This window comes from Microbacterium gallinarum (assembly GCF_014837165.1).
GTDB lineage: Bacteria > Actinomycetota > Actinomycetes > Actinomycetales > Microbacteriaceae > Microbacterium > Microbacterium gallinarum.
This window is the reverse complement of record NZ_JACSPM010000002.1, coordinates 85,035-110,166: the sequence shown is the minus strand read 5'-3', so window position 1 is coordinate 110,166 and position 25,132 is coordinate 85,035. Positions and strand designations below refer to the sequence as shown.

Below are 25,132 nucleotides of genomic sequence, written 5' to 3'. Positions count from 1 at the left end.
TGCTGTCCCACGGCCGAACATCGATTCTGGCATTGCGGCACCCCCATCACCCCCCGAAGTGGTGTGTCGCACGCGGCGGCATCCCATTCCCCCCATGGGATGCCGCCCCTGTTTCTGCGGGCAGGCGTCCGCGGCCTCTCCTCCCCAGCGGCGGGGCCGGAGCACTCCTCCCCGGAGCGCGGGATGAGCCGTCACTGCCGGGCAGCGCGCTCCTACCGTCGAGGCATGACCGAGCCCTTCGTCGTCCGCCCGCGGAGCGCCGCGGTGCCCGTCGGCGCACGCGTCGTCCCGGCCTTCGCGATGGATGCGGTGTCGGCTGCACCCTGGGTGCCGGCGGCGCCGGCGGGCCGGGCGCGGGTGCGGCCGCGGCATCCGTCGCTCGAACCGCTCGCCGGCCATCTCGACGACCCGGACGTCACCGACCTGTTCGTCAACGGTTCGTCGGGGCTGTTCGTCGACCGGGGTGCCGGACCCGTCCGGGATTCCGCCTGGCATGCCGATGAACGAGAGGTGCGCGATCTCGCCGTGGCCCTCATCGGGCTGGGCGACCGTCACATCGACGACGCGACGCCGTGCGTCGACGTGCGGCTCGAGGGCGGGATCCGCGTCCACGCGGTCCTGCCGCCGGTCGCCGCCGACGGCACCGTCCTGTCGATCCGCGTGCCGCGGCTCGACCGGCCGGGCCTCGACGATCTCCACACCGCCGGGATGTTCGGCGACGAGGCGCGCGCACGACTCGACGACCTGATCGCGCGCCGCGAGAACATCCTCGTGACGGGCGCGGCGGGTGCCGGCAAGACGACCCTCCTCGCGAGCCTGCTGAGCGCTACTCCGCCGCACGAGCGCATCGTCACCATCGAAGACGTCGCCGAGCTGCGAGTCGACCATCCGCACCACGTGCGGCTGGAGGCGCGGCAGGCGAACCTCGAAGGGGCGGGGGCGATCGGTCTCGCGCGGCTCGTGCGCGAAGCGCTGCGGATGCGTCCCGACCGGCTCGTCGTCGGCGAGTGCCGGGGAGAAGAGGTGCGCGAGCTCCTGTCGGCGCTGAACACCGGCCACGACGGCGGTGCCGGCACCCTCCACGCGAACAGTCTCCACGATGTTCCCGCGCGCCTCGAGGCGCTCGGTACCCTCGCCGGACTCGACGACCACGCGGTCGCACGCCAGGTCTCGAGCGCGATCGGGTTCGTGCTGCACGTCGAGCGGGCGGGAAGCGGGCGCCGCTTGACGGGCATCGGGCGTCCGCGGGTCGACCCGGCGGGCAGGCTGACGATCGAGGAGGTCGCATGGGACGCAGGGTGAGTTCACGAGGCGGCGGTGCGGAGGCGGTGTCGGCTCGGGCGGCACGATCGGTGGATCCGGATGCCGCGCCCCCTGCCGCGCCCGACGGCGGGTGCGCTGTCGCCGAGACCGTGCTGCGACTGGCCGTGCTGCTGCAGGCGGGACTCTCGCCGGCGCGCGCCTGGGAGCACTTGGCTGACGCCGGCGACCCGGCCGCGGCTCGCGTCGCCCGAGGATGCGAGAAGCGGATGCCGCTGGCCGACGCCATCGCGCGGGCCGCGCCGCCGCGTCCCCTGCCGAAGGTGCGACGGCGCGAGCCCGCGCACGACCCGTGGCCCGACGTCGCCGCGGCCTGGCGCGTGGCGACCACGGTGGGCGCGCCGCTCGCGGAAAGCCTGCGGGGTCTCGCCACCGCCCTTCGCGACGCGCAGGAGGCAGCAGACGACGTGCGCGTCGCGCTCGCCGAGCCCGCGGGCACCGCCCGGCTCATGGGGTGGCTGCCGCTCGTGGCCGTCGCCCTCGGCGCGGCGCTCGGGTTCGACACCCTCGGGACGCTGATCGGCCGGCCGATGGGTGTCGCGTGCCTGCTCGGAGGTGGCGTCCTCATCGTCGCCGCCCACCGCTGGAGCGCCCACCTGGTGCGCCGGGCACGCGCCGGCACCGGCACTCCCGGCCTCGACGCCGAGCTGTTCGCGATCGCGCTGAGCGGCGGCGTCTCCATCGAACGGGCGACGGCGATCGTCGCCGACGCAGGAGGCAGGGGAGCGGATGCTTCGACCGCGGCCGCGCTCGCCCTGTCGCGGTCGGCGGGAGTGCCGGCGGTCGAGTTGCTGCGATCGACGGCGGCGCTCGCTCGTCACCGGTCGCGCATCGACGGCCGGCTGCGCGCCGCCCAGCTGTCGTCGCGCCTCCTCCTCCCGCTCGGGGTGTGCACGCTCCCGGCCTTCCTCCTTCTCGGCGTCGCGCCGATGCTCCTGAGCGTCATGTCGTCGATGCCGGCCGCGTTCTGATGCCTGTGCATCCGCGCCGGGCATCGAGCCCGACGGCGGTGCCCGACGACACCGATCCGCACGCCCGATCGCCTAGGGACGACGGCAACCGCGTCCCCGACGACACCCGACCGTGCCCACCACACGCACACCCATGACAGGAGACCTCATGACCCTTCCCCTTCTCACCCCCCGCCGCGCCGCGAAGCTCTTCGCCGAGACGCACGGCAACGACACCGGCGCCGCCACCGCCGAGTACGCGATCGCCACCATGGCGGCCGTGGCGTTCGCCGGACTCTTGGTCGTGATCATGCGCAGTGACGAGGTGCGCGGCATCCTCACCGACCTCATCCGTCGCGCGCTCACGGTCGCGTGATCCGCCGCAGACCCGGCGACGATCGCGGGTCGGTCGTCGCCGAGTTCGCGGTCGCGCTGCCCGCCGTCATCGTCGTGCTGGTCGTCGGCGTCGGAGTCCTGGCGGCCGGCGCCCGGCAGGTTCGACTGCAGGACGCCGTCGCCGACGCGGCGCGTCTCGCGGCGCGGGGCGAGCCGGCCGACCGTGTGCGCTCCGCCGTCGCGTCAGTCGCCCCGGGAGCCGCGACCTCGATCGAGCCCCGCGGCGACCTCGTGTGCGTGACCGGCACGGTCGGCACCGCGCTTCCCTTCACGCTCACCGCAACGAGCTGCGCGCTCGCCGGGGGTCTCTGATGCCGGGCACCGCGGCCACGATCGGCCTGATCGGCGCGGCGGCCGTGCTCGCGCTGGGGCTGGCGTCCGTCGCATCGGCGTCGGTCGTAGGACAACGGGTCGCCGGCGCGGCCGACGCCGCCGCCCTCGCCGCGGCGGACGCCGCCTCCGGTGCGACGACCGGTGCGCCGTGCGACCGCGCTGCCGAGCTCGCCGCGGTCGCAGGTGTCACGCTCGACGTGTGCGACCTCGACGGACTGGTCGCCACCGTGACCGTCTCGGTCCGCTTCGGCGCCCTCCGGGCCGGCGCGTCGGCGCGCGCAGGCCCGCCGCCCTGAGCACGACTCACAGCGACCACTCCGGGAACCGGCGTGTATGGTTTGCGACGAAGAAAGGACGCCCCCGTTGGCAGAAGGCAAGAAGCTCGTCATCGTCGAGTCTCCGACGAAGATGAAGTCGATCCAGGGTTACCTCGGCGATGGTTACGAGGTGCTCAGCTCGGTCGGGCACATTCGCGATCTCGCGGACAAGAAGGACATCCCGGCCGACAAGAAGCAGGCGTACGGCAAGTACTCCATCGACGTCGACAACGGCTTCGACCCCTATTACGTCGAGAGCGATCGGGGCCGCAAGACGGTCGCCGAGCTCAAGCGCGCGCTGAAGGGGGCGGACGAGCTCCTGCTGGCCACCGATGAAGACCGCGAGGGCGAGGCCATCGCGTGGCACCTGCTCGAGACCTTGAAGCCGAAGGTCCCGGTGAAGCGCATGGTCTTCCACGAGATCACCCAGGACGCGATCCGGGCCGCGGTGCAGAACACCCGCGAGCTCGATCTCGCGCTCGTCGACGCGCAGGAGACGCGGCGCATCCTCGACCGCCTCTACGGCTGGGACGTCAGTCCTGTGCTGTGGTTCAAGGTGCAGCAGGGGACATCCGCCGGGCGCGTGCAGTCCGCCGCGACCCGCATGGTCGTCGAGCGTGAGCGCGAGCGCATGGCGTTCGTTTCGGCGTCCTACTGGGACATCGAGACGCAGGCCGTCAAGGGCGCCGAGTCCTTCGCCGCCCGCCTCGCGCGCGTCGACGGCGCCGGCCTCGCGCGCGGCACCGACTTCGACGACCGCGGCCAGCTGAAGAAGGCCGTCGTCGTCCTCGACGAGGAGGCCGCCCGCCAGCTCGCCGCCGCGATCGAGGCTGCGGCCGAGGCATCCGTCTCCGCTGTCGAGGCCAAGCCGGGCACCCGCAGCCCCCGCGCGCCCTTCACCACGTCGACCCTCCAGCAGGAGGCCGGCCGAAAGCTCTCGATGAGTGCCAAGCACGCGATGAGCGTCGCCCAGCGTCTCTACGAGAAGGGCTTCATCACTTATATGCGCACCGACTCGACGGCGCTCAGCACGCAGGCCGTGCAGGCGGCGCGCGAGCAGGCCGTCGCGATGTACGGCGAGAAGGCCGTGCCGCTCAACCCGCGGGTCTACGCGAGCAAGAGCAAGAACGCGCAGGAGGCCCACGAGGCGATCCGCCCGTCGGGCGACACCTTCCGTACGCCCGCATCGGTCGCCTCCGAGCTCGACCGCGACGAGCTGCGCCTGTACGACCTCATCTGGAAGCGCACCATGGCCAGCCAGATGTCGGACGCGAAGTACGAGACCACCACGGTCACGCTCGCCGTCGATGCCGGCGGGCGCCGTGCCGAGTTCACCGCGTCGGGCACCGTGTACACCTTCAAGGGCTTCCTCGAGGCGTACGAAGAGGGCAAGGACGAGAAGCGCGGCGACGCCGACAAGGCCGACGACCAGGCGCTGCCCGCGCTCGCGGTCGGCGATGTGCTGCGTCTGAAGGAGGTCGAGCCCAAGGGTCACTCCACCAGCCCCAAGCCCCGATACACCGAGGCGAGCCTCGTCAAAGCGCTCGAGGAGAAGGGGATCGGCCGTCCCTCGACGTTCGCGAGCATCATCGACGTGATCCTCAACCGCGGGTACGTCACCAAGCGCGGCCAGGCGCTGATCCCGAGCTGGCTCGCGTTCAGCGTCGTCCGGCTCCTCGAGGAGCACTTCGCCGACCTCGTGGACTACGACTTCACTGCAGCCCTCGAAGACGACCTCGACGCCATCGCCCGCGGCGAGCAGAAGCGCGAGGACTGGCTGAAGCAGTTCTACTTCGGGTCGGAGGACCAGGTCGGCCTGCGCAACATCGTCGACAACCTCGGCGAGATCGACGCGCGCGCCCTCAATTCCACACCCATCGGCGACGTGGCCACGCTCCGCTTCGGCAAGTACGGCCCGTACCTCGAGGTCGCCAACGCCGAGCAGCCCGACGGCGAACCACGTCGCGTGAACATCCCGGAGGACCTCGCGCCCGACGAGCTCACGCCCGCCAAGGCGCAGGAGCTCATCGACGCCCCCGTCGCGGGCGACCGCGTGCTCGGCGAGAACCCCGCGAACGGCAAGCTCGTCATCGTGAAGGACGGACGCTTCGGCCCGTACGTGCAGGAGGCCGACCCGCCCGCCGACGAGGAGGTCGACGAGGCGACCGGCGAGATCGTCGACGCGCCCGAGCCCGCGCCGAAGAAGCGCGGCGCGAAGAAGGAGGCGGCGCCCAAGCCGCGCACGGCCTCGCTGTTCAAGTCGATGTCCGTCGACACGATCGACCTCGAGACCGCGCTGCGCCTGCTCGATCTGCCGCGCGTCGTCGGCGTCGACCCCGAGTCCGGCGCCGAGATCACCGCGCAGAACGGCCGGTACGGTCCCTACCTCAAAAAGGGCACCGATTCGCGCACGCTGCAGAGCGAGCAGCAGATCTTCGACATCACGCTCGAAGAGGCCCTCGCCGTCTACGCGCAGCCGAAGTACGGCGCCCGCGGCGCGAGCAGCGCGCTCAAGGAGTTCGAGAACGACCCGGTCAGCGAGAAGCCGATCAAGGTGAAGGACGGCCGGTTCGGCCCGTACGTCACCGACGGCGTGACGAACGTCACCATCCCGCGCGGGCAGACGCCGGACGACATCACCTACGAGATCGCCGTGCAGATGCTCGCCGACAAGCGCGCGAAGGGACCGGCGCCCAAGCGCACGACCCGCAAGGCGACCAAGAAGGCCCCGGCGAAGAAGTGACCGCTGCAGGGCACCCCGGACTCTTCATCACGTTCGAGGGCGGTGACGGCGCGGGCAAGACCACGCAGGCGTCGCTGCTGGAGGACTGGTTGACGGATGCCGGGCGCCCGGTCGTGCGGACGCGCGAACCGGGGGGCACCGAGGTGGGCACGCTCATCCGCGACATCGTGCTCCACCACCGGGGCGAGGTCGCGCCGCGCGCCGAGGCGCTCCTCTACGCCGCCGACCGTGCGCATCACGTCGAGACCGTGGTGCGCCCCGCACTCGAGCGCGGCGACGTCGTCATCCAGGACCGCTACCTCGACTCGTCCATCGCCTACCAGGGCGCCGGCCGGGTGCTCGGCCGCGACGAGGTGCGCGACCTGTCGCTGTGGGCGACGGCCGGGCTGCTGCCCGACCTCACCGTGCTCCTCGACCTCGACCCCACCGTCGCCCGGCAGCGCCTCGACGCCGACGAGAAGCCCTTCGACCGCCTGGAGGCCGAGCGCGAGACCTTCCACGTGCGCGTCCGCGAGGAGTTCCTCGCCCTCGCGGCCGCCGAGCCCGCCCGGTTCCTGGTGCTCGACGCGACGCTCCCGGCCGCCGAGCTGACGGCGGCCGTGCGCGACCGCGTCGCCGGGCTGCTGGGCTGACCGGGCGGCACCGTCCCTCCCCGCGACTAGGCTGACGAGCATGGAATCCACGGCGGGCACGGCGCCCTCGAGCGCCCTCGCAGAGGTTCCCTGGGGAGCGGTCTGGGGGCAGGACGCCGCGGTCGAGACGCTGAAGGAAGCGGCATCCGATCCCGCCTCGCTCACCCACGCCTGGCTGATCACCGGCCCGCCCGGCTCGGGTCGTTCGACGCTCGCCTACGCGTTCGCCGCGGCCCTCATCGCCGAGCCCGGCGACGAGAACGCGATGCGCCAGGTGCTCGCCGGCACCCACCCCGATCTCACGGCGCTGCGCACCGAGGGCGTGATCATCTCGATCAAAGACGCCCGTGCGCTCGTCGAGCGGTCCTACTTCTCGCCCTCGCTCGGCCGCTACCGCGTGATCGTCATGGAAGACGCCGACCGCATGGCCGAGCGCACCTCCAACGTCCTGCTCAAAGCGCTCGAAGAGCCGCCCGAGCGCACCGTGTGGGTGCTCTGCGCGCCCAGCGACGCCGACCTGCTGCCGACCATCCGCTCCCGTGTGCGCACGCTGCGCCTGCGCGAACCCGGCATCTCCGACGTCGCGCGCCTCATCGTCGAGCGCACCGGCGTCGACAGCGCGACCGCCGAGCAGTCCGCCCGCCATGCGCAGCGTCACATCGGCATGGCGCAGCGATTGGCGACGGATGCCGCGGCCCGAGCCCGCCGTGACGACACGCTGCGCGCGGTCCTGCGCGTGCGCGGAGTCGGCGACGCGGTCGAGGTCGCCGGCCGCATCGTGCAGGCGGCGACCGAGGATGCCAAGGCCCTCACCGCCGAGCGCGACGAGGCCGAGCGCACCACGCTGCTGCGCACGCTGGGCATCGCCGAGGGCGCGGCCGTGCCGCCGGCCGTCCGCTCGCAGCTCTCGGCGCTCGAAGACGATCAGAAGCGCCGTGCGACCCGCAGCCTGCGCGACGGCATCGACCGGGTGCTCACCGACCTCGAATCGATGTTCCGCGACGTGCTGATGCTGCAGTTCGGGCGCGACGCCGACCTCATCAACCGCGAGCTCGAGCCCGACCTGCGGTCGCTCGCCGACGCCTGGTCCGTCGACCGCACCCTCACGGTCGTCGACCGCATCGGCGAGACGCGCGAGAACGTCGAGCTCAACGCCGCTCCCACGCTCGCCCTCGAGAGCATGCTCGTGACCGTCGCGAGCGGAAGGACCCCGTGAACACTCCTCGCCGCGCTCGTCGCGTCGTCGCCGTCGTCGCCGGACTGGCGGCGGCATCCCTCGCCCTGAGCGGGTGCCTGTACGCGATGATCCCCGACACCTCCGCTCCGCCGTCGACGGAGAGCCCCGCTCCCGACACCGAGGGCGTCGCAGCCGACCTGCTGCCCTTCTACGGGCAGGAGCTCGACTGGAGCACGTGCGGAGACGGGTTCGACTGCACCACCGTCACCGCCCCGCTCGACTGGGCAGACCCCTCCGTCGGCGAGGTCGAGCTCTCGGTCATCCGCAGCCGTGCGACGAGCGGCGAGGCCATCGGCTCGCTGCTGACCAACCCGGGCGGCCCGGGCGCCAGCGGCGTCGGCCTCATCCGCGACTCGCTCACCTACGCCGTCGGCGAGTCTGTGCGCGAGCAGTTCGACGTCATCGGCTTCGACCCGCGCGGCGTGGGGGAGTCCACCGCAGTCCGCTGCTTCGACGCTCCCGAGATGGACGCGTACCTGTTCGACATCCCCGAGAACAGGCGGGGGACGGATGCCTGGGCCGAAGAGCTGCGCGAGCGTCATGCGGCGTTCGCCGAGGCGTGCGACGCCCACAGCGACGGCATCATCCCGTTCATCACGACCGAGAACAGCGCGCGCGACATGGACCTGCTGCGTGCGGTCCTCGGCGACCGCGAGCTGAACTACCTCGGCTACAGCTACGGCACTTTCCTCGGCGCGACGTACGCGAAGCTGTTCCCCGACAAGGTCGGCCGTCTCGTGCTCGACGGTGCCGTCGACCCGGCGATCTCGAACCTCGAGGTCGACGTCGTGCAGGGGATCGGCTTCGAGTCGGCACTGCGGGCATACATGGCCGACTGCCTCGAGGGCAGCGACTGCCCGTTCCGGGGCACCGTCGACGGGGCGATGGCCGATCTCGGCACGCTGCTCGCCGGAGTCGACCGCGACCCGCTCCCGGCGGCCGACGGCCGCGAGCTCGGCGCCGACTCCCTGATGACCGGCATCGTCGCGGCGCTCTACGCGGAGGAGAGCTGGCCGTACCTGTCGCTCGCCCTGCAGGGCGCGCTCGAGGGCGACCCCGAGACCGCGTTCCTCCTCGCCGATTTCTACTACGACCGTGAGGGCGGCGAGTACCTGAGCAATCAGACTGAGGCGTTCCGCACATACAACTGCATGGACTACCCCACCGAGGCGACCCCCGACGAGATCGCCGCCGCCCGCGCGCGGCTCGCCGAAGAGGCCCCCACGGTCGCGCCGTACTGGTTCGGAGCGAACCCGTGCGCCGACTGGCCGTACCCTCCGACGGGCGTCCGCGAGCCGATCACGGCCGAGGGCGCGGCGCCGATCGTGGTGGTCGGCACCACGAACGATCCCGCCACCCCCTACGAGTGGTCGGTCTCGCTGGCCGACCAGCTGGCGTCCGGCGTGCTCATCACCCGCGAGGGCGAGGGTCACACGGGCTACAACAAGGGCAACGCCTGCGTCGACGAGGCCGTCGAGGCCTACCTCCTCGAGGGCACGGTCCCGCAGGGCAACATCACCTGCGACTGACAGGGCTCCGCGGCATCCGCTCGACTACCGCCGCAGCACCCGGCGGGCCAGGGCGTTCCCGACAAACTGCACGCCCTGCACGATGATGATGATGACCACCACGGCCGCCCAGGTGACCCACGGGTTGAACTGCTTGAAGCCGTAGACGATCGCGAAGTCGCCGAGCCCGCCGGCCGCGACGGCGCCCGCCATCGCCGTCATGTCGACGAGGGCCACAACGATGAACGTGTAGCCGAGGATGAGCGGCCCCAGCGATTCGCGCGGAATGAGCCGGAAGAGGATCCGCGACCGGCTGGCACCCGCCGCGCGGGCGGCCTCGATCACGCCGGGACGCACGGTGAGGAGGTTCTGTTCGACGATGCGGCTGATGGCGAAGAGCGACGCGATCGAGATCACGAACACGCCGAAGTTGGTGCCGATCCCGGGGATGCCGACGCTGCGGGCGAGCGGCTGCAGCGCGGTGAGCAGGATCACGAACGGGATCGGCCGCACCGTGTTGACGATCACGTTCAGGGTGCCGAACACGGCGCGGTTCGGGAACAGGCTTCCCGCACGCGTGGCGTAGAGCGCGACCCCGAGCACGAGACCGCCGAAGCCGCCCAACACGAGGCTGACGGTGACCATGTAGAGCGTCTCGGCGGTGGCGGCCCAGAGCTCGGGGAGGAGGTCGATGAGCCTATCCACGGACGTCCTCCTCGATGAGCGGCGCGAACGCTGAGGCGGCGGCGATCGCGGCGTCGACGGCTGCCGACTCTCCGTTGAGCGACAGGGTCAGGTGCCCGAACACACGCCCGCGGATGTCGTTGATCCCGCCGTGGATGAGCTCGAAGCGCACGCCGTGCGCGGAGAGCGCGGCGAAGACGTCGGCCTGCGTGACATCACCGTCGCGCACGGTGAAGGTGACGATGCGGCCGGGGTGGCGGTCGCGGAGGGTGCGCAGCTGCGCGCCGACGGGGACGTCCTCGATGATGCTCGAGACGAACCGGCGGGTGGAGGGATGCTGTGGCGCCGAGAGGACGTCGAAGACCTCGCCGCTCTCGATGATGCGTCCCGCTTCCATCACGATCACGCGGTCCGCCAGGGTGCGGACGACGTCCATCTCGTGCGTGATCACGAGGATCGTGATCCCCAGCTCGCGGTTGACGCGCTGGAGGAGTCCGAGCACCTCCTGCGTCGTGTCGGGGTCGAGCGCGCTCGTCGCCTCGTCGGCGAGGAGGATGCGCGGGCTGGTGGCCAGCGCGCGGGCGATGCCGACGCGCTGCTTCTGCCCGCCCGAGAGCTGCTCGGGGTGGGTGCGCGCCTTGTCGGCCAGGCCGACGAAGGCGAGGAGCTTCTCGACGCGCGCGGCGATCTCGGCCCGCGGCCGCCCCGCGATCTCGAGGGGGTAGGCGACGTTCTTGGCGACCGTGCGGGAATCGAAGAGGTTGAACTGCTGGAAGATCATGCCGATGTCGCCACGGAGTTCGCGCAGTTCGCGCTCGCGCAGCCGCGTGACATCGCGGCCGTCGATCGTGACGGTACCGCTCGTCGGCGTCTCGAGGGCGTTCACGAGGCGAAGCACCGTGCTCTTGCCGGCGCCGGAGTAGCCGATGATGCCGCACACCTCGCCCGCGGCGATCTCGAGGTCGACGGCGTCGACGGCTGTCACGGGCGGGGCGTCCTTGGCCGGGGGTGGGAACGTCTTGGAGACGCCGCTCAGTCGGATGAGGCTCATGGTTCTTCCTGGAGACGTGCGTGTGCGGCCCGTCGCATCGGACGGGCCGCACGACGCCACGGACTCACTGGTTGGCGCGGATGTCTTCCTCGACGTCGTTGAGCGACGCCACGAGGTCCTCGGCCGGGGTGTCGAGCAGCACCGCGGTGCCGCCCGAGGCCTCCTGCACGCCGTCGAGCACGTCCTGCGTGGTCTGGTAGATCTCGACGAGCTTGAGGTACGTCGGGTTGTCGGCGTCTTCGGCGCGCGCGGCGAAGATGTTGACATAGGGGAGGGCGTTCGGGTCGGACGGGTCATCGACCGCGATCGCGTCCTCGAAGCTGAGGCCCGCGTCGCCGACGAAGTCGTTGTTGATGATCGCCGCGGCGACGTCGGGCAGAGACGTGGCCGTGAGGGCCGCGTCCAGCGCCTCGACCTTCACCTTCGACGACGGCTCGACGTCGGCGACGGTCGAGAAGATCGATCCGCCGTCCTTCAGCTCGATGAGGCCGGCCGACTGCAGCACGAGCAGGCCGCGGGCCTGGTTGCTCTCGTCGTTGGGCACGGCCACCGTGGCACCCGCGGGGATGTCCTCGACCGAGTCGTGCTGCGACGAGTACAGGCCGAGCGGGTAGATGGCCGTGGCGCCGATCGGCTGCAGGTCGTCGTCGCCGGCCACGTTGTAGGTCGCGAGGTAGATCACGTGCTGGAACTGGTTGAGGTCCAGCTCGCCGGCGGAGAGCGCAGGGTTCGGCTGTGTGTACTCGCTGAAGTCGACGAGCTCGACCTCGATGCCCTCGGCGGCCGCCGCCTCCTTGTAGGTCTCCCAGTACGGGTCGCCGGCGCCCACGACGCCGATGCGGACGACCTCGTCGGTGCCCGCGCCGCCTGCTCCGGTCTCGGCGCTCGCGCCGGCGCAGCCGGCGAGGAGGAGGGCGAGAGGCAGGGTCGCGGCGGCGGCGATCGTGATCTTCTTGGACATGTGTGCTCCTGTGCGTCAACGCCGCGACGGGGGTGGACCACAAGCACGATCGGAGGACCGCGCTCGCTGCGTCGCGGTACGCCCCCGACGGTACGTCGGCCTCGGGCGGGCGCCGAATCGCGTCGTAACACGTCGACACCCGCCGGCCGGGGGCGTGTTCGCGAGCGCCCTCCGGCTCCTGTAAGATCGTTGATCGTGCATCGCGCAAGCGAAGCGCGCCACCTTAGCTCAGTCGGCAGAGCGATTCACTCGTAATGAATAGGTCAAGGGTTCGATTCCCTTAGGTGGCTCACACCGGAGAGGCCCGCTTCTGGCGGGCCTTCTTCGTACCCTCACCACGCGAAGAGGACCGATGGACTCCACGATCGACGCCGTCGCTGAGATCTTCTCGTGGGTGGGGTTCGGGCTGGGCGCGGTCGTGGCCGGCATCGCGCTGGTGATGTACGTCTTCGACGGCACCTGGCTGCCCACCCGCGGCGTGCTCGACGACGGTGAGCACGGCCGCGTGGTGCGCTGGTTCGACGAGGACGGCGGCGTCAACGAGGCACGCCTCACGCACGAGCAGGAGCGCGCGCTCGCCGGCAAGAGCATGGCCGACATCTACTACCGACGCGGCGGCCGAGGCCGGATGCGCCTGACCCAGGGATCACCCGCGGTCCGGGCGGTCGCCTACCTCTCGCTGGGCCTGCTCGGCGTCGGCATCGTGGCGCTCGCGACGTCGATGATCCTGCTCTTCACGCGAGGCTGAGCCCGGCCCGCGGTCTCGCCGCCGTCAGCCCAGCGCGAGCATCCCGCCCGCGACGAGCGCCAGCGCGAGGCCGAGCCACTGCACCCCGGCGACGCGCTCGCGCAGCACGAGCGCCGCGAGCAGGATGGTGCCTGCCGGGTACAGTGCGGTCAGCGCCGACACGATCGAGAGGTCCCCCTCGCGCAACGCCACCAGCATGAGGGCGTTGGCTGCGGCATCCACCACTCCGCACACGATGGCCAGCCACCACGCCCGCGCGAGGGAGGACGTCGGCGGGGCCACGGCGGTCGCCGACGTCGACGCATGCTCGAGGTCGGCGTGACCGCTCGGGGTGACGCCGATGACCGGTGCCGACGGAGTGAGGACGGATGCCGCGGGCAGCCCACGGCGCACGGCGACGACCGCCATCGCCGCGACGATCGCGAGGGTCAGCACGGCCGAGGTGGCGCGACTCATCACAAGCGGCACGAGCCCGCTGCCGGCGGAGGTCTGGTCGACCACGATGAGGAAACCGCCGATCGCCGCGCCGGCGCCGACGGCCATCACGAGTCCGCGCGTGCTCGGTCGCACCACCTTCTCGCCCGGGATGAACCCCACGAGCACCACGGCGACGAGCGCCACCCCGAGTCCGGCGTACGCGACGGGGGAGAGCGTCTCGCCGTCGACGAGCAGTCCCCACAGCATCGGTGCGATCGCCGAGACCACCGCGGTCAGCGGCGACAGGATGCTCATCGGCCCGATCGCGAGGCACGCGTACAGCAGGACCACGGCCACGACGCCGAACACGCCGGCCAGTGCACCCCACGCGACGTCGGCTGAACGCCAGGCTCCGCCGAGCAGGGGCTGGGCGATCGCGAGGGCGGCGAGCCCGGACACGGCCGCGGTCGCGGTCACGGCGATGGAGCGGAGGCGCTTCGCGGCGAGGCCCCCGCAGAAGTTCGCGGCGCCGTAGATGAGGGCGCCGAGAAGGGCGAGGATGGCCGAAATCATCGAATTCAGCATAGAGATGGTCGCCAGGATCCAATTTCACTAGATAAACTAGCGATATGTCGACCTCTCAGCGCACCGACCGACAGCCCACACGTTGGCTGCGCGTCGGCATCCCCGCCGTCCTCGTCCTCGTCTGGGTCGTCGTGGGAGCGCTGGGCGGTCCGTACTTCGGCAAGGTCGACGAGGTGTCGAGCAACGACCGTTCGTCGTTCCTCCCCGAGAGCGCCGACGCGACACAGGTGAACGAGCGCCTGCCCGAGTTCCTCGGCGGCGACAGCATCCCGGCGGTCGTGGTGGTGACGGGGGAGGGCGACCTCAGCGAGGACCAGCTCGTCGACGTCCAGACGCTCGCCGACGACATCGCCGCGCTCGACGGCGTTCTGGAGGGCGTCTCGCCGCCCGTTCCGTCCGAAGACGGCGAAGCGGCGCAGATCTTCGTCCCGATCGACGCGGAGGGCGAGGTCGGCGAGATCGTCGCCGAGATCCGCGCGCTCATCGCGGAAGACCTCCCCGACGGCATGCAGGGCTGGGTGACCGGTCCGGCGGGCTTCACCGCCGACCTCGTCGAGGGCTTCCTCGGCATCGACGGGCTGCTGCTGGCCGTCGCGCTCATCGCCGTCTTCATCATCCTCGTGATCGTCTACCGCTCGCCGGTCCTGCCCATCCTCGTGCTGATGACGTCGGTGTTCGCCCTGTGCGTCGCGCTGCTCACCGTGTGGTGGCTCGCGAAGGCGGGCATCGTCGTGCTGAACGGTCAGGTGCAGGGCATCCTGTTCATCCTCGTCATCGGCGCCGCCACCGACTACGCCCTGTTGTACGTCGCCCGATTCCGCGAGGCGGTGGCCGAAGGCAGGAAGCGGTGGGATGCCGTCCTCACGGCGTGGAAGGGCGCGTTCGAGCCGATTCTCGCCTCCGGTGGCACCGTGATCGCGGGCCTTCTGTGCCTGCTGCTGTCCGACCTCGCGACCAACCGCGCCCTCGGCCCGATCGCCTCCATCGGCATCGCGTTCTCGGTGCTCTCGGCGCTGACGTTCCTGCCGGCGCTGCTCGCTCTGGTGGGCCGGGCGGCCTTCTGGCCCTTCATCCCGAAGGAGCCCATCGCGACGATCCCCGACGACCTGACCCAGCCGGTCAAGGGCCTGTGGCCGCGCCAGGCCCGCTTCATCTCCCGCCACCCGCGTGCCGTCTGGATCGTCAGCACGCTGGTGCTGCTCGTCGGCGCGTTCGGTGTCACGCAGCTCAAGGCCGACGGCGTGCCGTCGAGCGATCTGGTGCTCGGGACGTCGGAGGCCCGTGACGGCCAGGACGTGCTCGCCGAGCACTTCCCGGCGGGCTCGGGCAGCCCGATGTACGTCATCGTGCCCGAGGAGGACCTCGCCGAGACCGTCGAGATCCTGCAGGCGGCCGACGGCATCGAGTCGGTGGCCGTGGCATCCGACGACTCGCCCAACGGTCAGGCCGCAGTCGAGGTCGAGAGCGGCGAGCCGGTGTTCACCGCCGTCGGCCCGCCCGGGACCCCCGCGCCCGAGCCGACCGTCGCGGACGGCGACGTGCTCGTCATCGGCACGCTGACCGATGCCGCCGACTCCATCGCAGCCGAGGATGCCGTGCGCGAGATCCGCACCGACCTCGACGAGGCGCTGGGCGCGGGCACCGCGCTGGTCGGCGGCGAGACGGCGACCGACATCGACTCGAACGACACGTCGATCCGCGACCGCACGGTCATCATCCCGGTGATCCTCGTGGTGATCCTGCTCATCCTCATGCTGCTGCTGCGCTCGATCCTGGCGCCGGTCATCCTCATCGCGACGGTCATCCTGTCGTTCGCGACGGCCCTCGGGGTGAGCGCGCTCGTCTTCAACGGCCTGTTCGACTTCCCGGGAGCCGACCCCGCGGTGCCGCTCTACGGCTTCGTGTTCCTGGTCGCCCTCGGCGTCGACTACAACATCTTCCTGATGTCGAGGGTGCGCGAGGAGTCCCTCGTGCACGGCACGCGGCCGGGCATCCTGCGCGGGCTCGTGGCGACGGGCGGCGTCATCACGTCGGCGGGACTCGTGCTCGCGGCGACGTTCGCCGCACTCGGCGTGATCCCGATCCTCTTCCTCGCGCAGATCGCGTTCATCGTCGCGTTCGGCGTGCTGCTCGACACGTTCGTCGTGAGGTCGCTGCTCGTCCCGGCTCTGTCGTACGACATCGGCCGCGCGATCTGGTGGCCGTCGAAGCTCTGGCGCAACGGCCCGGAGAAGCGCGAGCGGATGCCGCAGCCCGAGCTCGCCGGAGCGGCGACGGCCCGCACCGGGGGATCGGCTGACGAGCCCGTGCCCGCCGAGACCTCGGCGGAGGTGCTCGCCGACGACGGTCACCCGCTGACGCGCGAGGAGTACCGGCGTACCCTCGAGCCATGAGCAAAGCGCTGTTCATCGTCGACGTCCAGAACGACTTCACCGAGGGCGGTGCGCTCGGAGTCGACGGCGGAGACGCCGTCGCCGAGCGCATCACCCGGTTCCTCGAAGCCCATGCGGGGGACTACTCGGTGATCGTCGCGTCACGCGACTGGCACGACGGCGACAACGACAACGGCGGTCACTTCCACCCGGAGCCCGACTTCGTCGACAGCTGGCCGGTGCACTGCGTGAGCGGCACGGAGGGCGCCGAGTACGACCCGGGGCTCGACACCGCCGCGGTGACGCACCACGTCAAGAAGGGCCAGGGGGTGCCCGCCTACTCGCTGTTCGAGGGGATGACCGACGACGGCGTGACGGTCGCGCATCTCCTCGAGGAGCACGGCGTCGTAGACGTCGACGTGACGGGACTCGCGACGGACTACTGCGTGCGCGCGTCGGCGCTCGACGCGATCGAGCACGGCCGCCACGTGCGCATCCTCACCGACCTGGTCGCGGGGGTGGCGCCCGAGAGCAGCGAGGCGTCGCTCGCCGAGCTCGCCCACGCCGGCGCCGAGCTCGTCGAGTCGGGTGTCTGACCCGCACGTCCGCCGCGTCCTCGCGAGCGACGGCGCCCGCCTGCGCGCGCTCCGGCTCGAGGCGCTGCAGGATCCGGCCGCGGGCATCGCGTTCCTCGAGTCGTACGACGAGGCTGTCGTGCGGCCTGCCGACTTCTGGGAGGCGCGGGCGATCGGAGCCGCACTGTCGGGCTCGGCGGCGCAGTTCATCGCCGAGGCGGGACCGGCGTGGGTGGGAACGCTCACCATCCTCATCCCCGAACCGTCCGTCCCCGACTACTTCGGCCGTGTGCGCGAGGAGGGCACCGCGCTCGCCGTCGCCGTCTACGTCAGCCCGTCACACCGCGGGCATGGCGTCGTCGACGCGCTGATGGCCGCCGGAGCGGAGTGGGCACGTCACCAGGGATGCGATCGACTCCTGCTGGACGTGCACCAGGACAACGCGCGAGCGCAGGCCGCGTATCTGCGACTCGGCTTCTCCCCGACCGGGAGCACGATCGACGGGCAGAACGGCCGCGAGCTGGAGATGGGACGCGGGCTGTCCGGCTGAGCGGGATGGAAACCGGTCTGCGCGGCGCCGCGCTGACGGGGGGCGGAGTGGGCCCGGTGGGGCTCGAACCCACGACCCGCGGATGAGAAGTGCGGATGTGCGCGTGCGGTGGGCCCCGTGGGGCTCGAACCCACGACCCGCGGATTAAAAGTCCGATGCTCTACCGACTGAGCTAGAGGCCCTCAGCGTCCCAGCCTACTTGCCGTACGGCGCCCCTCGGTGCGGCGGGGATCAGCCGTTGCCGTTGTTGTTGCCCGGGCCGCTGTTGCCGTTGCCGCCGCTGTTGCCACCGCCGTTGTTGTTGCCGGGGCCGCTGTTTCCGTTGCCACCGCCGTCGTTGCCACCACCGCTGCCCGGTCCGCTGTTGTCGGTGTCGTCCCCGCCCTGGTCGACGGGTGCCGGCTCCTGCTCCTCTACCGGGGCGTCCGACGGCTCCTCGGAGGGCTGGATCACGGCGGGCGCCGTCGGCTCGGGTGCCGGTGGGCCGGCGAGCGACAGCACCCACGCGCCCACCGCGACGGCGAGGAGAAGCGCCACCACCGCGATCGCGACACCGACTCCGGCACGGCGACGACGCGCGCGCTGCGCCCGGCTCGCCGCCGACCGCCCGCGAGGAAGGGGGCCGCTCGGGTGCTCCGAGAGGGCGACCATCGCCGCCGCGACAGGCGAGGTCGCGCGTGGCGTGAGGGGGTCCGTCGTCGCGGGCACCGCCATCGTCGCGGCCGCCCCTGGCGCGGCCTGCGCCGCGGGGAGGAGCGCCGTCCGGTCCGTCGGCGGTGTCATGGCCACCGTGGGCTGATCGGCCGGCTGGATCGCCGCATCGTCGTTCTCGGCGAGCCGTCGAGCAGCGACGGCCACCTCCAGCGCGGTCGGCCGGTCTTCCGGCTGCGTGGACGTCATTCCGCGCAGCAGTCCCTGCCACGCCGGATGGAGCGTCTCGGGGATGGTCGGAGGGGAGGCCAGGCGGGCCATGACGGTGCCGATCCCCTCCGCGTCGGCGAACGGCCGGGTGCCGGTGAGCGCTTCGATCAGCATGATCCCGAACGCGTAGATGTCGGCGGGCGGGGCGGGAGTCTCACCCCGGGCCTGTTCCGGCGCGATGTACGCGACGGTCCCGACCGCGATACCCGGACTGGTCATGCGCGGGGAGTCCAGCAGGTACGCGATGCCGAAGTCGGCGAGCTTGGCCCGCCACTGCGGTCCGGGCATCGGCGACTCCCACAGCAGCACGTTGGACGGCTTGATGTCGCGGTGAACAACTCCCGCCGAGTGCGCGATGTGCAGGCCTTCCGCGATGTCGACGGCGATCGACGCCATCTGCGCGGCATCCACCGGTCCGTCCGCGATCAGGTCGCGCATCGTGATGCCGTCGACGTACTCCATGACGAGGTAGCTCGGGTCGTCCTCCGACACGTGGGCGTCGAAGAGGGTCACCAGCGAGTGATGGCTGAGCGACGCGAGGAGCGTCGTCTCCGACAGCGCCCGCGCGACCGAGCCGACTTCGTCGACATGACCGCGCAGCACCTTGATCGCGACCGTGCGCCGCAGCGCGGCATCCTCAGCCCGGAAGACGCGCGCCATCCCGCCCTCGCCGATCCGCGCCTCAAGGCGATACCGCCCGTCGAGTATCGAACCCGTCGAGAGGTCGCTGGCTTCCCGCAGGTCAGTCATGGTCCTCCCATGCCGGCGCCGCACCCCTCCGGCGCGCCCCAGCACTCGCCGCAAAACTACGCCTGCAGGCGTGGGATCGACATGCCTCTTGACGATCCGGGGTGCGAGGTGCAAGGAGCGCGACGAAGCCGCCGGTGCACCTCGCATGCACCGGCGGCTCGCCGCCCCTGAACGCCGGACGAACCGGCGCCCGGTCACTGAGTCGGAGGCATCAGGACCGAGTCGATGAGATACACGGTGGCGTTGGCCGTCTGCACGCCGCCGCAGATCACGTTGGCGTCGTTGACCATCAGCTCGTCGCCGCTTCCGGTGACCTCGAGGTCACCGCCCTGGACGGTCGTGTGCGTGCCGACGATGTCGGCGGGCGCAGCCTGTCCGGGTACCACGTGGTAGGTGAGGATCGCTGTGAGCGTCTCGCTGTCGGTCTTGAGGGCCTCGATGGTGGCCGGGTCGATCGCGGCGAAGGCCTCGTCCACCGGGGCGAAGACGGTGAACTCGTCGCCGTTGAGGGTGTCGACGAGGTTCACGTCGGGGTTGAGCTGCCCGCTGACCGCCGCGACGAGCGTGGTCAGGAGCGGGTTGTTCGACGCGGCCGTGGCCACGGGGTCGGCGGCCATGCCCTCGACCGAGCCAGCGCCGTCCGGCACCGCCTCCGCGTAGTCGGCGCAGCCGGGGCCGACCAGGTTCGCGGCCGGGTCCATCTCCTCCATGGGCTCCTCGGACTCCTCCATGGCGGGAGTCGAGGGCTCGTCGGCGGGCTCTGCGGTCGAGCCGCCCATCGAACAGGCAGAGAGTGCGAAGGTGGCGGCGAACGCGAGTGCCAGACCCGCTGAGACGCGCTTCCGGGTGATGCGTGACATGACTTCCTCCTCTGTGAGGTCCATCTGGACCGAGATCTGCAGGTCCCCGGTGTGGGGGAGCGAGCCGTAGGAGCGGCTGCACGGGGTCTTCGGAAGCCGGTCGCCAATCGGATTGGAAAGAATTCCGAGAGCGGATGCCGCGGCCGTGCGCCGCGGCATCCGCTCTCCGTCTCCGCACCCATCCGAAGACGGCGGCGCTGCGAATACGACGGCGGATACCACACCGCGCGGGCTGCGACGTGCACGAGGGGAGTAGGGCATGCTGGTGGACATGGTGATCGACGGGATCGACGTGCCGGAGGACGGCGCCGAGCCCATCGACCATGTCGGCGAACTGCTGCAGCGCATCGCGCGCGGAGACCAGACCGCGTTCGCCCGCCTCTACGACATGCTCTCGCCGCGCGCGTTCGGACTCATCCTGCGTGTGCTCGTCGATCGCTCGCAGAGCGAGGAAGTGCTGCAGGAGGTCTTCCTCGAGGTCTGGCAATCCGCCTCGCGCTTCGCTCCGAACAGAGGGCAGGGCAGATCCTGGGTGCTCACGATCGCGCATCGCCGGGCCGTCGACCGCGTGCGGTCGTCGCAGGCGAGCACGAACCGCGACGTGCGGGCCGGGCTGCGCGACCTCGACGTCGCCCACGACGGGGTCGCAGAACAGGCCGAACTGCGCATCGAGGGAGAGAAGGTCGCCACGGCTCTCTCGACGCTGCCGGACGCGCAGCGAGAAGCCCTGACCCTCGCCTATTACGGCGGATACAGTCAGAGCGAGATCGCGGCGCTGATGGGAGCGCCGCTGGGAACGATCAAGACGAGGATGCGGGACGGACTGTCCCGACTGCGAGCAGAGATGGGGGTGACCGCGTGATGAACGAGCAGGAGTTCGCCGAACTCTCGGCAGGCTACGCCCTCGACGCGCTGTCGCCCGAAGACCGCCGGGTATTCCAGGCGGCTCTCGCCGAGAACCCCGAGTGGGTGCGGCTCGTCGACGCCGACGTGGAGACCGCCGGCGCGCTCGCCGAGAGCGTGCCCGATGCCGCGCCGCCGCTGACACTGCGCTCCACGCTGCTCTCGCGGGTGGCGACCATGCCGCAGTTGCCGGAGATGGATGCCGCTGCCGCCGCCGTCGCCGAGCCGGTGGCCTCCGTTGCGCCGTTGCCCACCGTGCCGCCGGTGCCCTCCCTGCCGGGCGATGAGCCGGCCGGTGACGCCCCGACGGATGACGCGCCCTTCGTCGAACCTGCCCCGACGACCACGACGATCCAGGCGATCTCCCGCCGCAACTGGACCCGGGGACTGCTGACGCTCGCCGCCTCGCTCGTGATCCTCGTGGTGCTCGGCTTCGGTGCGGTGACCATCAACCAGTACGTCAACCGGCCGCCGGAAGTCGTGGCGCTCGCCGAGATCGAGGCCGCTCCGGACGCGCAGGCGGCGACGGTCGAGCTGACCGACGGCGGCACCGCGACCGCGCACTGGGCGGAGTCGGTGGGCAAGGTCGTGCTCGTCTCGAACGGGCTCCCCGAGATCTCCGAGGACGAGAGCTTCGAGCTGTGGTTCGTGCGTGAAGACGGCACTCCGGTGGCGGCGGGCGTGTTCGAGCCCGCCGAAGGCCCGTCGACCGTGGTCCTCGACGGAGAGATGCAGGCCGGCGACACGATCGCCGTGACGGTCGAGCCGCAGGGTGGGTCGCCGAGCGGCGAGCCCTCGAGCGAGCCGATCGTGGCCATCCCGACGGCCTGAGCGCTAGCGTGAGGGCGTGGCCGCCTCGCAGACTCCGCAGACGCTCGCGCACCTCCGCCGCGCGCGCGACCTGATGGACCGCGACTACGCCGAGCCGCTCGACGTGCCCACGATGGCGGCGAAGGCGCTCATGTCGCCCGCGCACTTCTCGCGCGAGTTCAAGGCCGCCTACGGCGAGACCCCGTACTCGTACCTCATGACCCGGCGCATCGAGCGGGCGATGGCTCTGCTGCGGAACGGGACGTCGGTGACGGATGCCTGCACCGCGGTCGGAGCGACCTCGCTGGGCTCGTTCAGCTCGACGTTCACCGAGATCGTCGGCGAGACGCCGAGCGCCTACCGCGCGCGGTCGCACGATGCCGCCGAGGCCATGCCCCTCTGTGTCGCGAAGATCCTCACCCGCCCGGCGCGCTACGCCTGAGCGGCGTGTCCGGCGGGCGGCGGGACTGAGCAGAATCGGAGAAGCGCCGCCCGCCAGGGCTGGCCTAGCGTGGCATCCATGACCACCACTGCACTCGCCTACTGCCCGATCACGGTCGACGACGTCGAGGCCGCGATCCCGTTCTACCGCGACGGCCTCGGCCTCGAGATCGTCAACGACGTCTCGTATGACGGGACGCGCTGGCTCAGCTTCGGATTCGCGGGCCAGACGGGTCTCGCCGTCGTGCTGTCGGATCCGGCAGCCGGCCGATCGCCCGAGGACGCCGACGCTCTGCTCCGCCTGGTCGTGAAGGGCTCCGGTCCCGGACCGTACGTCTTCACCACCGACGACCTCGACGCCACGTTCGAGCGGCTGCGCGTCCTGGGCGCCGAGGTGCTGCAGGAGCCCATCGCCCAGGACTGGGGTCCGCGCGACTGCGCGTTCCGCGACCCCGCCGGCAACCACATCCGCATCAACCAGGCCTGAGCAGGCGGCCCGCCGTGTGCCTGCCATGGGAGGCCGCCCGGGCCGCAGCCGCTTCGGAGGCCATCGGACTCACCCCCGTGCTCACGGGGGCGACGTTCGACAGTCGCAACGGCGGAGATGCCGGCGACACGCCGGGGCGCGGCATCCGCCTCCCCGGCGTGTCGGACACGATCTCCGATTTTGCGACACGACCGGTCGTGGCGGCCGGCGCCGGCGCCCGACCGGCCCTGGGCGAGGGGTGACCGGTAGCCTGGATCGGGTGAGCGACGAGTCCAGGGACTTCCACAAGCCCGTGAGGCGCCCCGCCGAGCTCTTCGACCGGCTGTTCGCCGCCGAAGACCCCGCCGAGGTCTCGCGGGTCGCCCACTCGACGGCGCATGCGCTCCTCGCACGGGTGCGCGAGGACCCCGACGGGCAGGTCGTCGACCGGCTGGTCGCGTTCACCGACGAGCACGGCATCGACGACCTCGCGGAGCTCTGGTCGCGGTCTCCGGCGAAGACGCTCCCCGGCGCCCTGTGGCGGCTGTACCTGCTCCAGCTCATGATCCACGACGACCCGCGCACCGCGGCGCTGCTGTACGAGCGCGGCCGCGCCGCACTCGCCTCGGCTGACGCCGTGGTCGCCGGGGCACCCACGCCGGCCGGTCCCGCCGAGCTCGTGGCTCTCATCGACCAGATCCTGCGCGGGCTGTTCGAGGGCGACTTCGCGGTGGCCCTCGACCGCGCGGCGGCGTTCTGCCGGGTGCAGGCGTCGGGGGCGACCCATCTCGCGGACGACTACGAGCTCACCGAGCCCGACCGGGCGTCGGCGTTCACGACGCGCGCGCTGCGGCTGTCGGACTACGGTGTCGACCTCACGGCGTGCGCTGCGCTGTGGCGCCGCGACTCGCTGATCTGACCGCGGGCCTGATGGTCGGGGAGTGCTCGGACAGAAGAGTGCCGGGCCGCAGAACGCCTCTCGGCGCGAGGCCGCTCATAGCGGCAGAAGATGGAGCCCGGGGTTACTGCGGCCCGGCCGATCAAGTGTAACCGAGGGGGGCGTGCCCGCATTCCCACCTTTAGGCTCGAACGCATGGCCTTGAGTTTCGCGCTCGTGATCGACCCCGCGGCATCCGATGATCTCCGTACCGACTTCTCCGACTCGTTCCGTGTGATCGACACGGCGGCCCCTGCGCTCAGCGTGGGGGAGCTCAGCACGCAGCGTGGCGACGGCATCTTCGAGTCGATCGGCGTCGTCGACCGCCACCCGCAGGAGCTCATCGCCCACCTCGACCGTCTCGCCCACTCGGCGCAGCTGTGCGCTCTTCCGGTTCCGAACCGCGAGCAGTGGCGGCAGGCGGTGTTCGCCGCCGCCGAGCACTGCCCTGCACGCGGCGAGGGCGTGATCAAGCTCATCCTCAGCCGGGGCATCGAGCACGGTCCCACCCCGACCGCGTGGGTCACGGCCGGCGCCGCCCCCGACAACACGCGGGTGCGCGAGCAGGGGATCCGCGTCGTGACGCTCGACCGCGGGTACTCGATCGACACCCCTGCGCGGGCGCCCTGGCTGCTGCTCGGGGCGAAGACCCTGTCGTACGCCGTCAACATGGCGGCGATCCGCGAGGCGAAGCAGCGCGGCGCCGACGACGCGATCTTCGTCTCGTCCGACGGGTTCGTGCTCGAGGCGCCGACGGCCACGCTGGTGCTGAAGGAGGACGGCCGATACGTCACGCCGGCGCCCAACGGCGGCATCCTGCACGGCACGACTCAGCTCGGGCTCTTCGAGCATCTCGGCAGCCTCGGCGACGAGACGGCGTACGAGACGATCCGGGCTGAGCGCCTCGCGACCGCGGAAGCTGCGTGGCTGCTGTCGAGCGTGCGGCTCGCGGTGCCGATCGTCGCGATCGACGACGTCGAGCTGCCCGTCGACCACGAGCTGACGGCATCCTTCAACCGCTTCCTGCTGAGCCCGCGCGCCTGACCAGAGCTGCCTCGTCGCAACATCTGCGGCGCGGCTGATCGGCGTTGCCTCGTCGCAACATCGGAGATCGTGCCCGACTCGCCGGTGGAGGGATGCCGCGGCCCGGTGTGTCGGCCAGATCGCCGAGTCTGCGGCGCGGTCAGCGGGTCACGCCCGACAGTTCCCGGCGGGCGCGGGCGATCATGCCCCGCATCAGCAGCGCGAGCGACAGGCGCACCGGCAAGGAGCGGAGGCGCGCGCCGCGGCCCTTGAACCGCATGGCGGTCACCACGCGCACGAGTGCGCGCTCCTCGTCGACACCGACGCCCACACGCAGGTCGACCGTGCGGGCGTCGACCCTCACGAGCGCCTCCTCGCCCTCGACGTGACGCACGGCGAACATGTCGCACGCGCGCGCTCGAGGGTGCAGCAGGGCGCCCAGCGCGATCGGCCCCGCGATCCAGCGGGGGAGCGCCGCCCGTGAGAAGAGGTTGCGCGCCCACGCCGCGGGGTCGGCGGTCGCATGCGCCGGCAGCACGTCGACCCAGACCTGCGTGTAGTCGGGATCGGCGATGTCGGCGAGCGCGAGCGACCAGAATGCCGGCTGTCTCATGCGTGCCTCCCCAGAAGACGACCCATACG

The 25,132-nt window shown here is 71.5% G+C and carries 27 protein-coding genes and 2 tRNA genes; 21 read left to right on the top strand and 8 right to left on the bottom strand.

Going from position 1 to position 25,132, the window contains the following annotated elements; translation table 11 throughout:
* The first annotated feature begins 225 nt into the window (after positions 1–225).
* The 9 genes from H9622_RS07395 to H9622_RS07355 all read left to right on the top strand — a co-directional run bounded on the left by H9622_RS07395 (position 226) and on the right by H9622_RS07355 (position 9,457).
* Entirely contained in the window at positions 226–1,302 is a 1,077-nt protein-coding gene (locus H9622_RS07395) for a TadA family conjugal transfer-associated ATPase (RefSeq protein WP_191765764.1), read from the top strand.
* The gene (locus tag H9622_RS07390; RefSeq protein WP_318247058.1) at positions 1,299–2,291 is read left to right on the top strand and encodes a type II secretion system F family protein; all 993 of its coding nucleotides are present in this window, start codon (positions 1,299–1,301) and stop codon (positions 2,289–2,291) included. The genes H9622_RS07395 and H9622_RS07390 overlap by 4 nt, the downstream gene beginning before the upstream one ends.
* 148 nt (positions 2,292–2,439) lie before the next feature.
* Positions 2,440–2,646: a DUF4244 domain-containing protein gene (locus H9622_RS07385; protein WP_191765762.1), complete on the top strand. Its 207-nt coding sequence runs from the start codon at positions 2,440–2,442 to the stop codon at positions 2,644–2,646.
* Positions 2,643–2,978, top strand: coding sequence for a TadE family type IV pilus minor pilin (locus tag H9622_RS07380; protein WP_191765761.1), 336 nt, complete (start codon positions 2,643–2,645; stop codon positions 2,976–2,978). Before H9622_RS07385 ends, H9622_RS07380 begins: the two co-directional genes overlap by 4 nt.
* The gene (locus tag H9622_RS07375) at positions 2,978–3,295 is read left to right on the top strand and encodes a helicase (RefSeq protein ID WP_191765760.1); all 318 of its coding nucleotides are present in this window, start codon (positions 2,978–2,980) and stop codon (positions 3,293–3,295) included. The genes H9622_RS07380 and H9622_RS07375 overlap by 1 nt, the downstream gene beginning before the upstream one ends.
* Positions 3,296–3,362: 67 nt before the next feature.
* The gene (gene topA, locus H9622_RS07370) at positions 3,363–6,059 is read left to right on the top strand and encodes a type I DNA topoisomerase (RefSeq protein WP_191765759.1); all 2,697 of its coding nucleotides are present in this window, start codon (positions 3,363–3,365) and stop codon (positions 6,057–6,059) included.
* Positions 6,056–6,691: a dTMP kinase gene (gene tmk, locus H9622_RS07365; RefSeq protein WP_191765758.1), complete on the top strand. Its 636-nt coding sequence runs from the start codon at positions 6,056–6,058 to the stop codon at positions 6,689–6,691. The genes topA and tmk overlap by 4 nt, the downstream gene beginning before the upstream one ends.
* A gap of 40 nt (positions 6,692–6,731) precedes the next feature.
* On the top strand, positions 6,732–7,907 hold the full coding sequence (locus H9622_RS07360; RefSeq protein WP_191765757.1) for a DNA polymerase III subunit delta': 1,176 nt from the start codon (positions 6,732–6,734) through the stop codon (positions 7,905–7,907).
* Positions 7,904–9,457, top strand: a complete 1,554-nt coding sequence (locus H9622_RS07355) for an alpha/beta hydrolase (RefSeq protein ID WP_318247057.1) — start codon at positions 7,904–7,906, stop codon at positions 9,455–9,457. The genes H9622_RS07360 and H9622_RS07355 overlap by 4 nt, the downstream gene beginning before the upstream one ends.
* Positions 9,458–9,481: 24 nt before the next feature.
* On the opposite strand, the gene H9622_RS07350 is transcribed toward H9622_RS07355, so the two are convergent.
* The 3 genes from H9622_RS07350 to H9622_RS07340 form a co-directional block, all read right to left on the bottom strand.
* Positions 9,482–10,141 carry an ABC transporter permease subunit gene (locus H9622_RS07350; RefSeq protein WP_191765756.1) on the bottom strand — a complete coding sequence of 220 codons (660 nt, stop codon included), beginning with the start codon at positions 10,139–10,141 and terminating at the stop codon, positions 9,482–9,484.
* Positions 10,134–11,171, bottom strand: a complete 1,038-nt coding sequence (locus H9622_RS07345; protein WP_191765755.1) for a methionine ABC transporter ATP-binding protein — start codon at positions 11,169–11,171, stop codon at positions 10,134–10,136. The genes H9622_RS07350 and H9622_RS07345 overlap by 8 nt, the downstream gene beginning before the upstream one ends.
* Before the next feature lie 64 nt (positions 11,172–11,235).
* A complete protein-coding gene (locus tag H9622_RS07340; protein WP_191765754.1) occupies positions 11,236–12,132 on the bottom strand; it encodes a MetQ/NlpA family ABC transporter substrate-binding protein in 897 nt (298 codons plus the stop codon).
* 217 nt (positions 12,133–12,349) lie between these two features.
* On the opposite strand from H9622_RS07340, the gene H9622_RS07335 reads away from it, so the two are divergent.
* Both H9622_RS07335 and H9622_RS07330 read left to right on the top strand, forming a co-directional pair.
* Positions 12,350–12,422 (top strand) — tRNA-Thr (locus H9622_RS07335).
* Between the two features lie 62 nt (positions 12,423–12,484).
* Positions 12,485–12,880 carry a hypothetical protein gene (locus H9622_RS07330; protein ID WP_191765753.1) on the top strand — a complete coding sequence of 132 codons (396 nt, stop codon included), beginning with the start codon at positions 12,485–12,487 and terminating at the stop codon, positions 12,878–12,880.
* A gap of 24 nt (positions 12,881–12,904) precedes the next feature.
* On the opposite strand, the gene H9622_RS07325 is transcribed toward H9622_RS07330, so the two are convergent.
* Complete coding sequence (locus H9622_RS07325; RefSeq protein ID WP_191765752.1) at positions 12,905–13,870, bottom strand: EamA family transporter; 966 nt, start codon at positions 13,868–13,870, stop codon at positions 12,905–12,907.
* 56 nt (positions 13,871–13,926) lie between these two features.
* Between H9622_RS07325 and H9622_RS07320 the strand changes: the two genes are divergently transcribed.
* The 3 genes from H9622_RS07320 to H9622_RS07310 are packed head-to-tail and all read left to right on the top strand — an operon-like array spanning position 13,927 to position 17,379.
* Complete coding sequence (locus H9622_RS07320; RefSeq protein ID WP_191765751.1) at positions 13,927–16,275, top strand: MMPL family transporter; 2,349 nt, start codon at positions 13,927–13,929, stop codon at positions 16,273–16,275.
* Positions 16,272–16,850, top strand: coding sequence for an isochorismatase family protein (locus H9622_RS07315; RefSeq protein ID WP_191765750.1), 579 nt, complete (start codon positions 16,272–16,274; stop codon positions 16,848–16,850). Before H9622_RS07320 ends, H9622_RS07315 begins: the two co-directional genes overlap by 4 nt.
* Positions 16,843–17,379 (top strand): GNAT family N-acetyltransferase, encoded by a 537-nt coding sequence (locus H9622_RS07310; RefSeq protein ID WP_191765749.1) that lies wholly within the window; start codon positions 16,843–16,845, stop codon positions 17,377–17,379. The genes H9622_RS07315 and H9622_RS07310 overlap by 8 nt, the downstream gene beginning before the upstream one ends.
* Before the next feature lie 109 nt (positions 17,380–17,488).
* Here H9622_RS07310 and H9622_RS07305 read toward each other — a convergent pair.
* The 3 genes from H9622_RS07305 to H9622_RS07295 form a co-directional block, all read right to left on the bottom strand.
* Positions 17,489–17,561 (bottom strand) — tRNA-Lys (locus H9622_RS07305).
* A gap of 49 nt (positions 17,562–17,610) precedes the next feature.
* Positions 17,611–19,050: a serine/threonine-protein kinase gene (locus tag H9622_RS07300; RefSeq protein ID WP_191765748.1), complete on the bottom strand. Its 1,440-nt coding sequence runs from the start codon at positions 19,048–19,050 to the stop codon at positions 17,611–17,613.
* 194 nt (positions 19,051–19,244) lie between these two features.
* Entirely contained in the window at positions 19,245–19,910 is a 666-nt protein-coding gene (locus tag H9622_RS07295; RefSeq protein WP_191765747.1) for a fasciclin domain-containing protein, read from the bottom strand.
* 259 nt (positions 19,911–20,169) lie between these two features.
* Between H9622_RS07295 and sigK the strand changes: the two genes are divergently transcribed.
* From sigK to H9622_RS07260, 7 genes are all read left to right on the top strand, one after another.
* On the top strand, positions 20,170–20,772 hold the full coding sequence (gene sigK, locus H9622_RS07290) for an ECF RNA polymerase sigma factor SigK (protein ID WP_191765746.1): 603 nt from the start codon (positions 20,170–20,172) through the stop codon (positions 20,770–20,772).
* A complete protein-coding gene (locus H9622_RS07285; protein WP_191766119.1) occupies positions 20,772–21,644 on the top strand; it encodes an anti-sigma factor in 873 nt (290 codons plus the stop codon). The genes sigK and H9622_RS07285 overlap by 1 nt, the downstream gene beginning before the upstream one ends.
* 73 nt (positions 21,645–21,717) lie before the next feature.
* Positions 21,718–22,065, top strand: a complete 348-nt coding sequence (locus H9622_RS07280; RefSeq protein ID WP_191766118.1) for a helix-turn-helix transcriptional regulator — start codon at positions 21,718–21,720, stop codon at positions 22,063–22,065.
* Positions 22,066–22,143: 78 nt separating this feature from the next.
* Entirely contained in the window at positions 22,144–22,551 is a 408-nt protein-coding gene (locus H9622_RS07275; RefSeq protein ID WP_191765745.1) for a VOC family protein, read from the top strand.
* Positions 22,552–22,565: 14 nt separating this feature from the next.
* The gene (locus H9622_RS07270; RefSeq protein WP_191765744.1) at positions 22,566–22,793 is read left to right on the top strand and encodes a hypothetical protein; all 228 of its coding nucleotides are present in this window, start codon (positions 22,566–22,568) and stop codon (positions 22,791–22,793) included.
* A gap of 17 nt (positions 22,794–22,810) precedes the next feature.
* Positions 22,811–23,449, top strand: coding sequence for a DNA-directed RNA polymerase subunit beta (locus tag H9622_RS07265; RefSeq protein ID WP_191765743.1), 639 nt, complete (start codon positions 22,811–22,813; stop codon positions 23,447–23,449).
* A 174-nt stretch (positions 23,450–23,623) separates the two neighbouring features.
* Entirely contained in the window at positions 23,624–24,511 is an 888-nt protein-coding gene (locus H9622_RS07260; RefSeq protein ID WP_191765742.1) for an aminodeoxychorismate lyase, read from the top strand.
* Positions 24,512–24,650: 139 nt separating this feature from the next.
* Here H9622_RS07260 and H9622_RS07255 read toward each other — a convergent pair whose 3' ends face one another.
* Positions 24,651–25,103, bottom strand: a complete 453-nt coding sequence (locus H9622_RS07255) for a DUF2867 domain-containing protein (RefSeq protein WP_191765741.1) — start codon at positions 25,101–25,103, stop codon at positions 24,651–24,653.
* Positions 25,104–25,132: the final 29 nt, after the last annotated feature.

Coding starts and splice junctions, on each gene's coding strand:
- H9622_RS07395 (WP_191765764.1), top strand. CDS start 226: ATGACCGAGCCCTTCGTCGTCCGCCCGCGGAGCGCCGCGGTGCCCGTC.
- H9622_RS07385 (WP_191765762.1), top strand. CDS start 2,440: ATGACCCTTCCCCTTCTCACCCCCCGCCGCGCCGCGAAGCTCTTCGCC.
- H9622_RS07375 (WP_191765760.1), top strand. CDS start 2,978: ATGCCGGGCACCGCGGCCACGATCGGCCTGATCGGCGCGGCGGCCGTG.
- H9622_RS07360 (WP_191765757.1), top strand. CDS start 6,732: ATGGAATCCACGGCGGGCACGGCGCCCTCGAGCGCCCTCGCAGAGGTT.
- H9622_RS07345 (WP_191765755.1), bottom strand. CDS start 11,171: ATGAGCCTCATCCGACTGAGCGGCGTCTCCAAGACGTTCCCACCCCCG.
- H9622_RS07340 (WP_191765754.1), bottom strand. CDS start 12,132: ATGTCCAAGAAGATCACGATCGCCGCCGCCGCGACCCTGCCTCTCGCC.
- H9622_RS07330 (WP_191765753.1), top strand. CDS start 12,485: ATGGACTCCACGATCGACGCCGTCGCTGAGATCTTCTCGTGGGTGGGG.
- H9622_RS07325 (WP_191765752.1), bottom strand. CDS start 13,870: ATGATTTCGGCCATCCTCGCCCTTCTCGGCGCCCTCATCTACGGCGCC.
- H9622_RS07320 (WP_191765751.1), top strand. CDS start 13,927: ATGTCGACCTCTCAGCGCACCGACCGACAGCCCACACGTTGGCTGCGC.
- H9622_RS07315 (WP_191765750.1), top strand. CDS start 16,272: ATGAGCAAAGCGCTGTTCATCGTCGACGTCCAGAACGACTTCACCGAG.
- H9622_RS07300 (WP_191765748.1), bottom strand. CDS start 19,050: ATGACTGACCTGCGGGAAGCCAGCGACCTCTCGACGGGTTCGATACTC.
- H9622_RS07295 (WP_191765747.1), bottom strand. CDS start 19,910: ATGTCACGCATCACCCGGAAGCGCGTCTCAGCGGGTCTGGCACTCGCG.
- sigK (WP_191765746.1), top strand. CDS start 20,170: ATGCTGGTGGACATGGTGATCGACGGGATCGACGTGCCGGAGGACGGC.
- H9622_RS07285 (WP_191766119.1), top strand. CDS start 20,772: ATGAACGAGCAGGAGTTCGCCGAACTCTCGGCAGGCTACGCCCTCGAC.
- H9622_RS07280 (WP_191766118.1), top strand. CDS start 21,718: ATGGACCGCGACTACGCCGAGCCGCTCGACGTGCCCACGATGGCGGCG.
- H9622_RS07275 (WP_191765745.1), top strand. CDS start 22,144: ATGACCACCACTGCACTCGCCTACTGCCCGATCACGGTCGACGACGTC.
- H9622_RS07260 (WP_191765742.1), top strand. CDS start 23,624: ATGGCCTTGAGTTTCGCGCTCGTGATCGACCCCGCGGCATCCGATGAT.
- H9622_RS07255 (WP_191765741.1), bottom strand. CDS start 25,103: ATGAGACAGCCGGCATTCTGGTCGCTCGCGCTCGCCGACATCGCCGAT.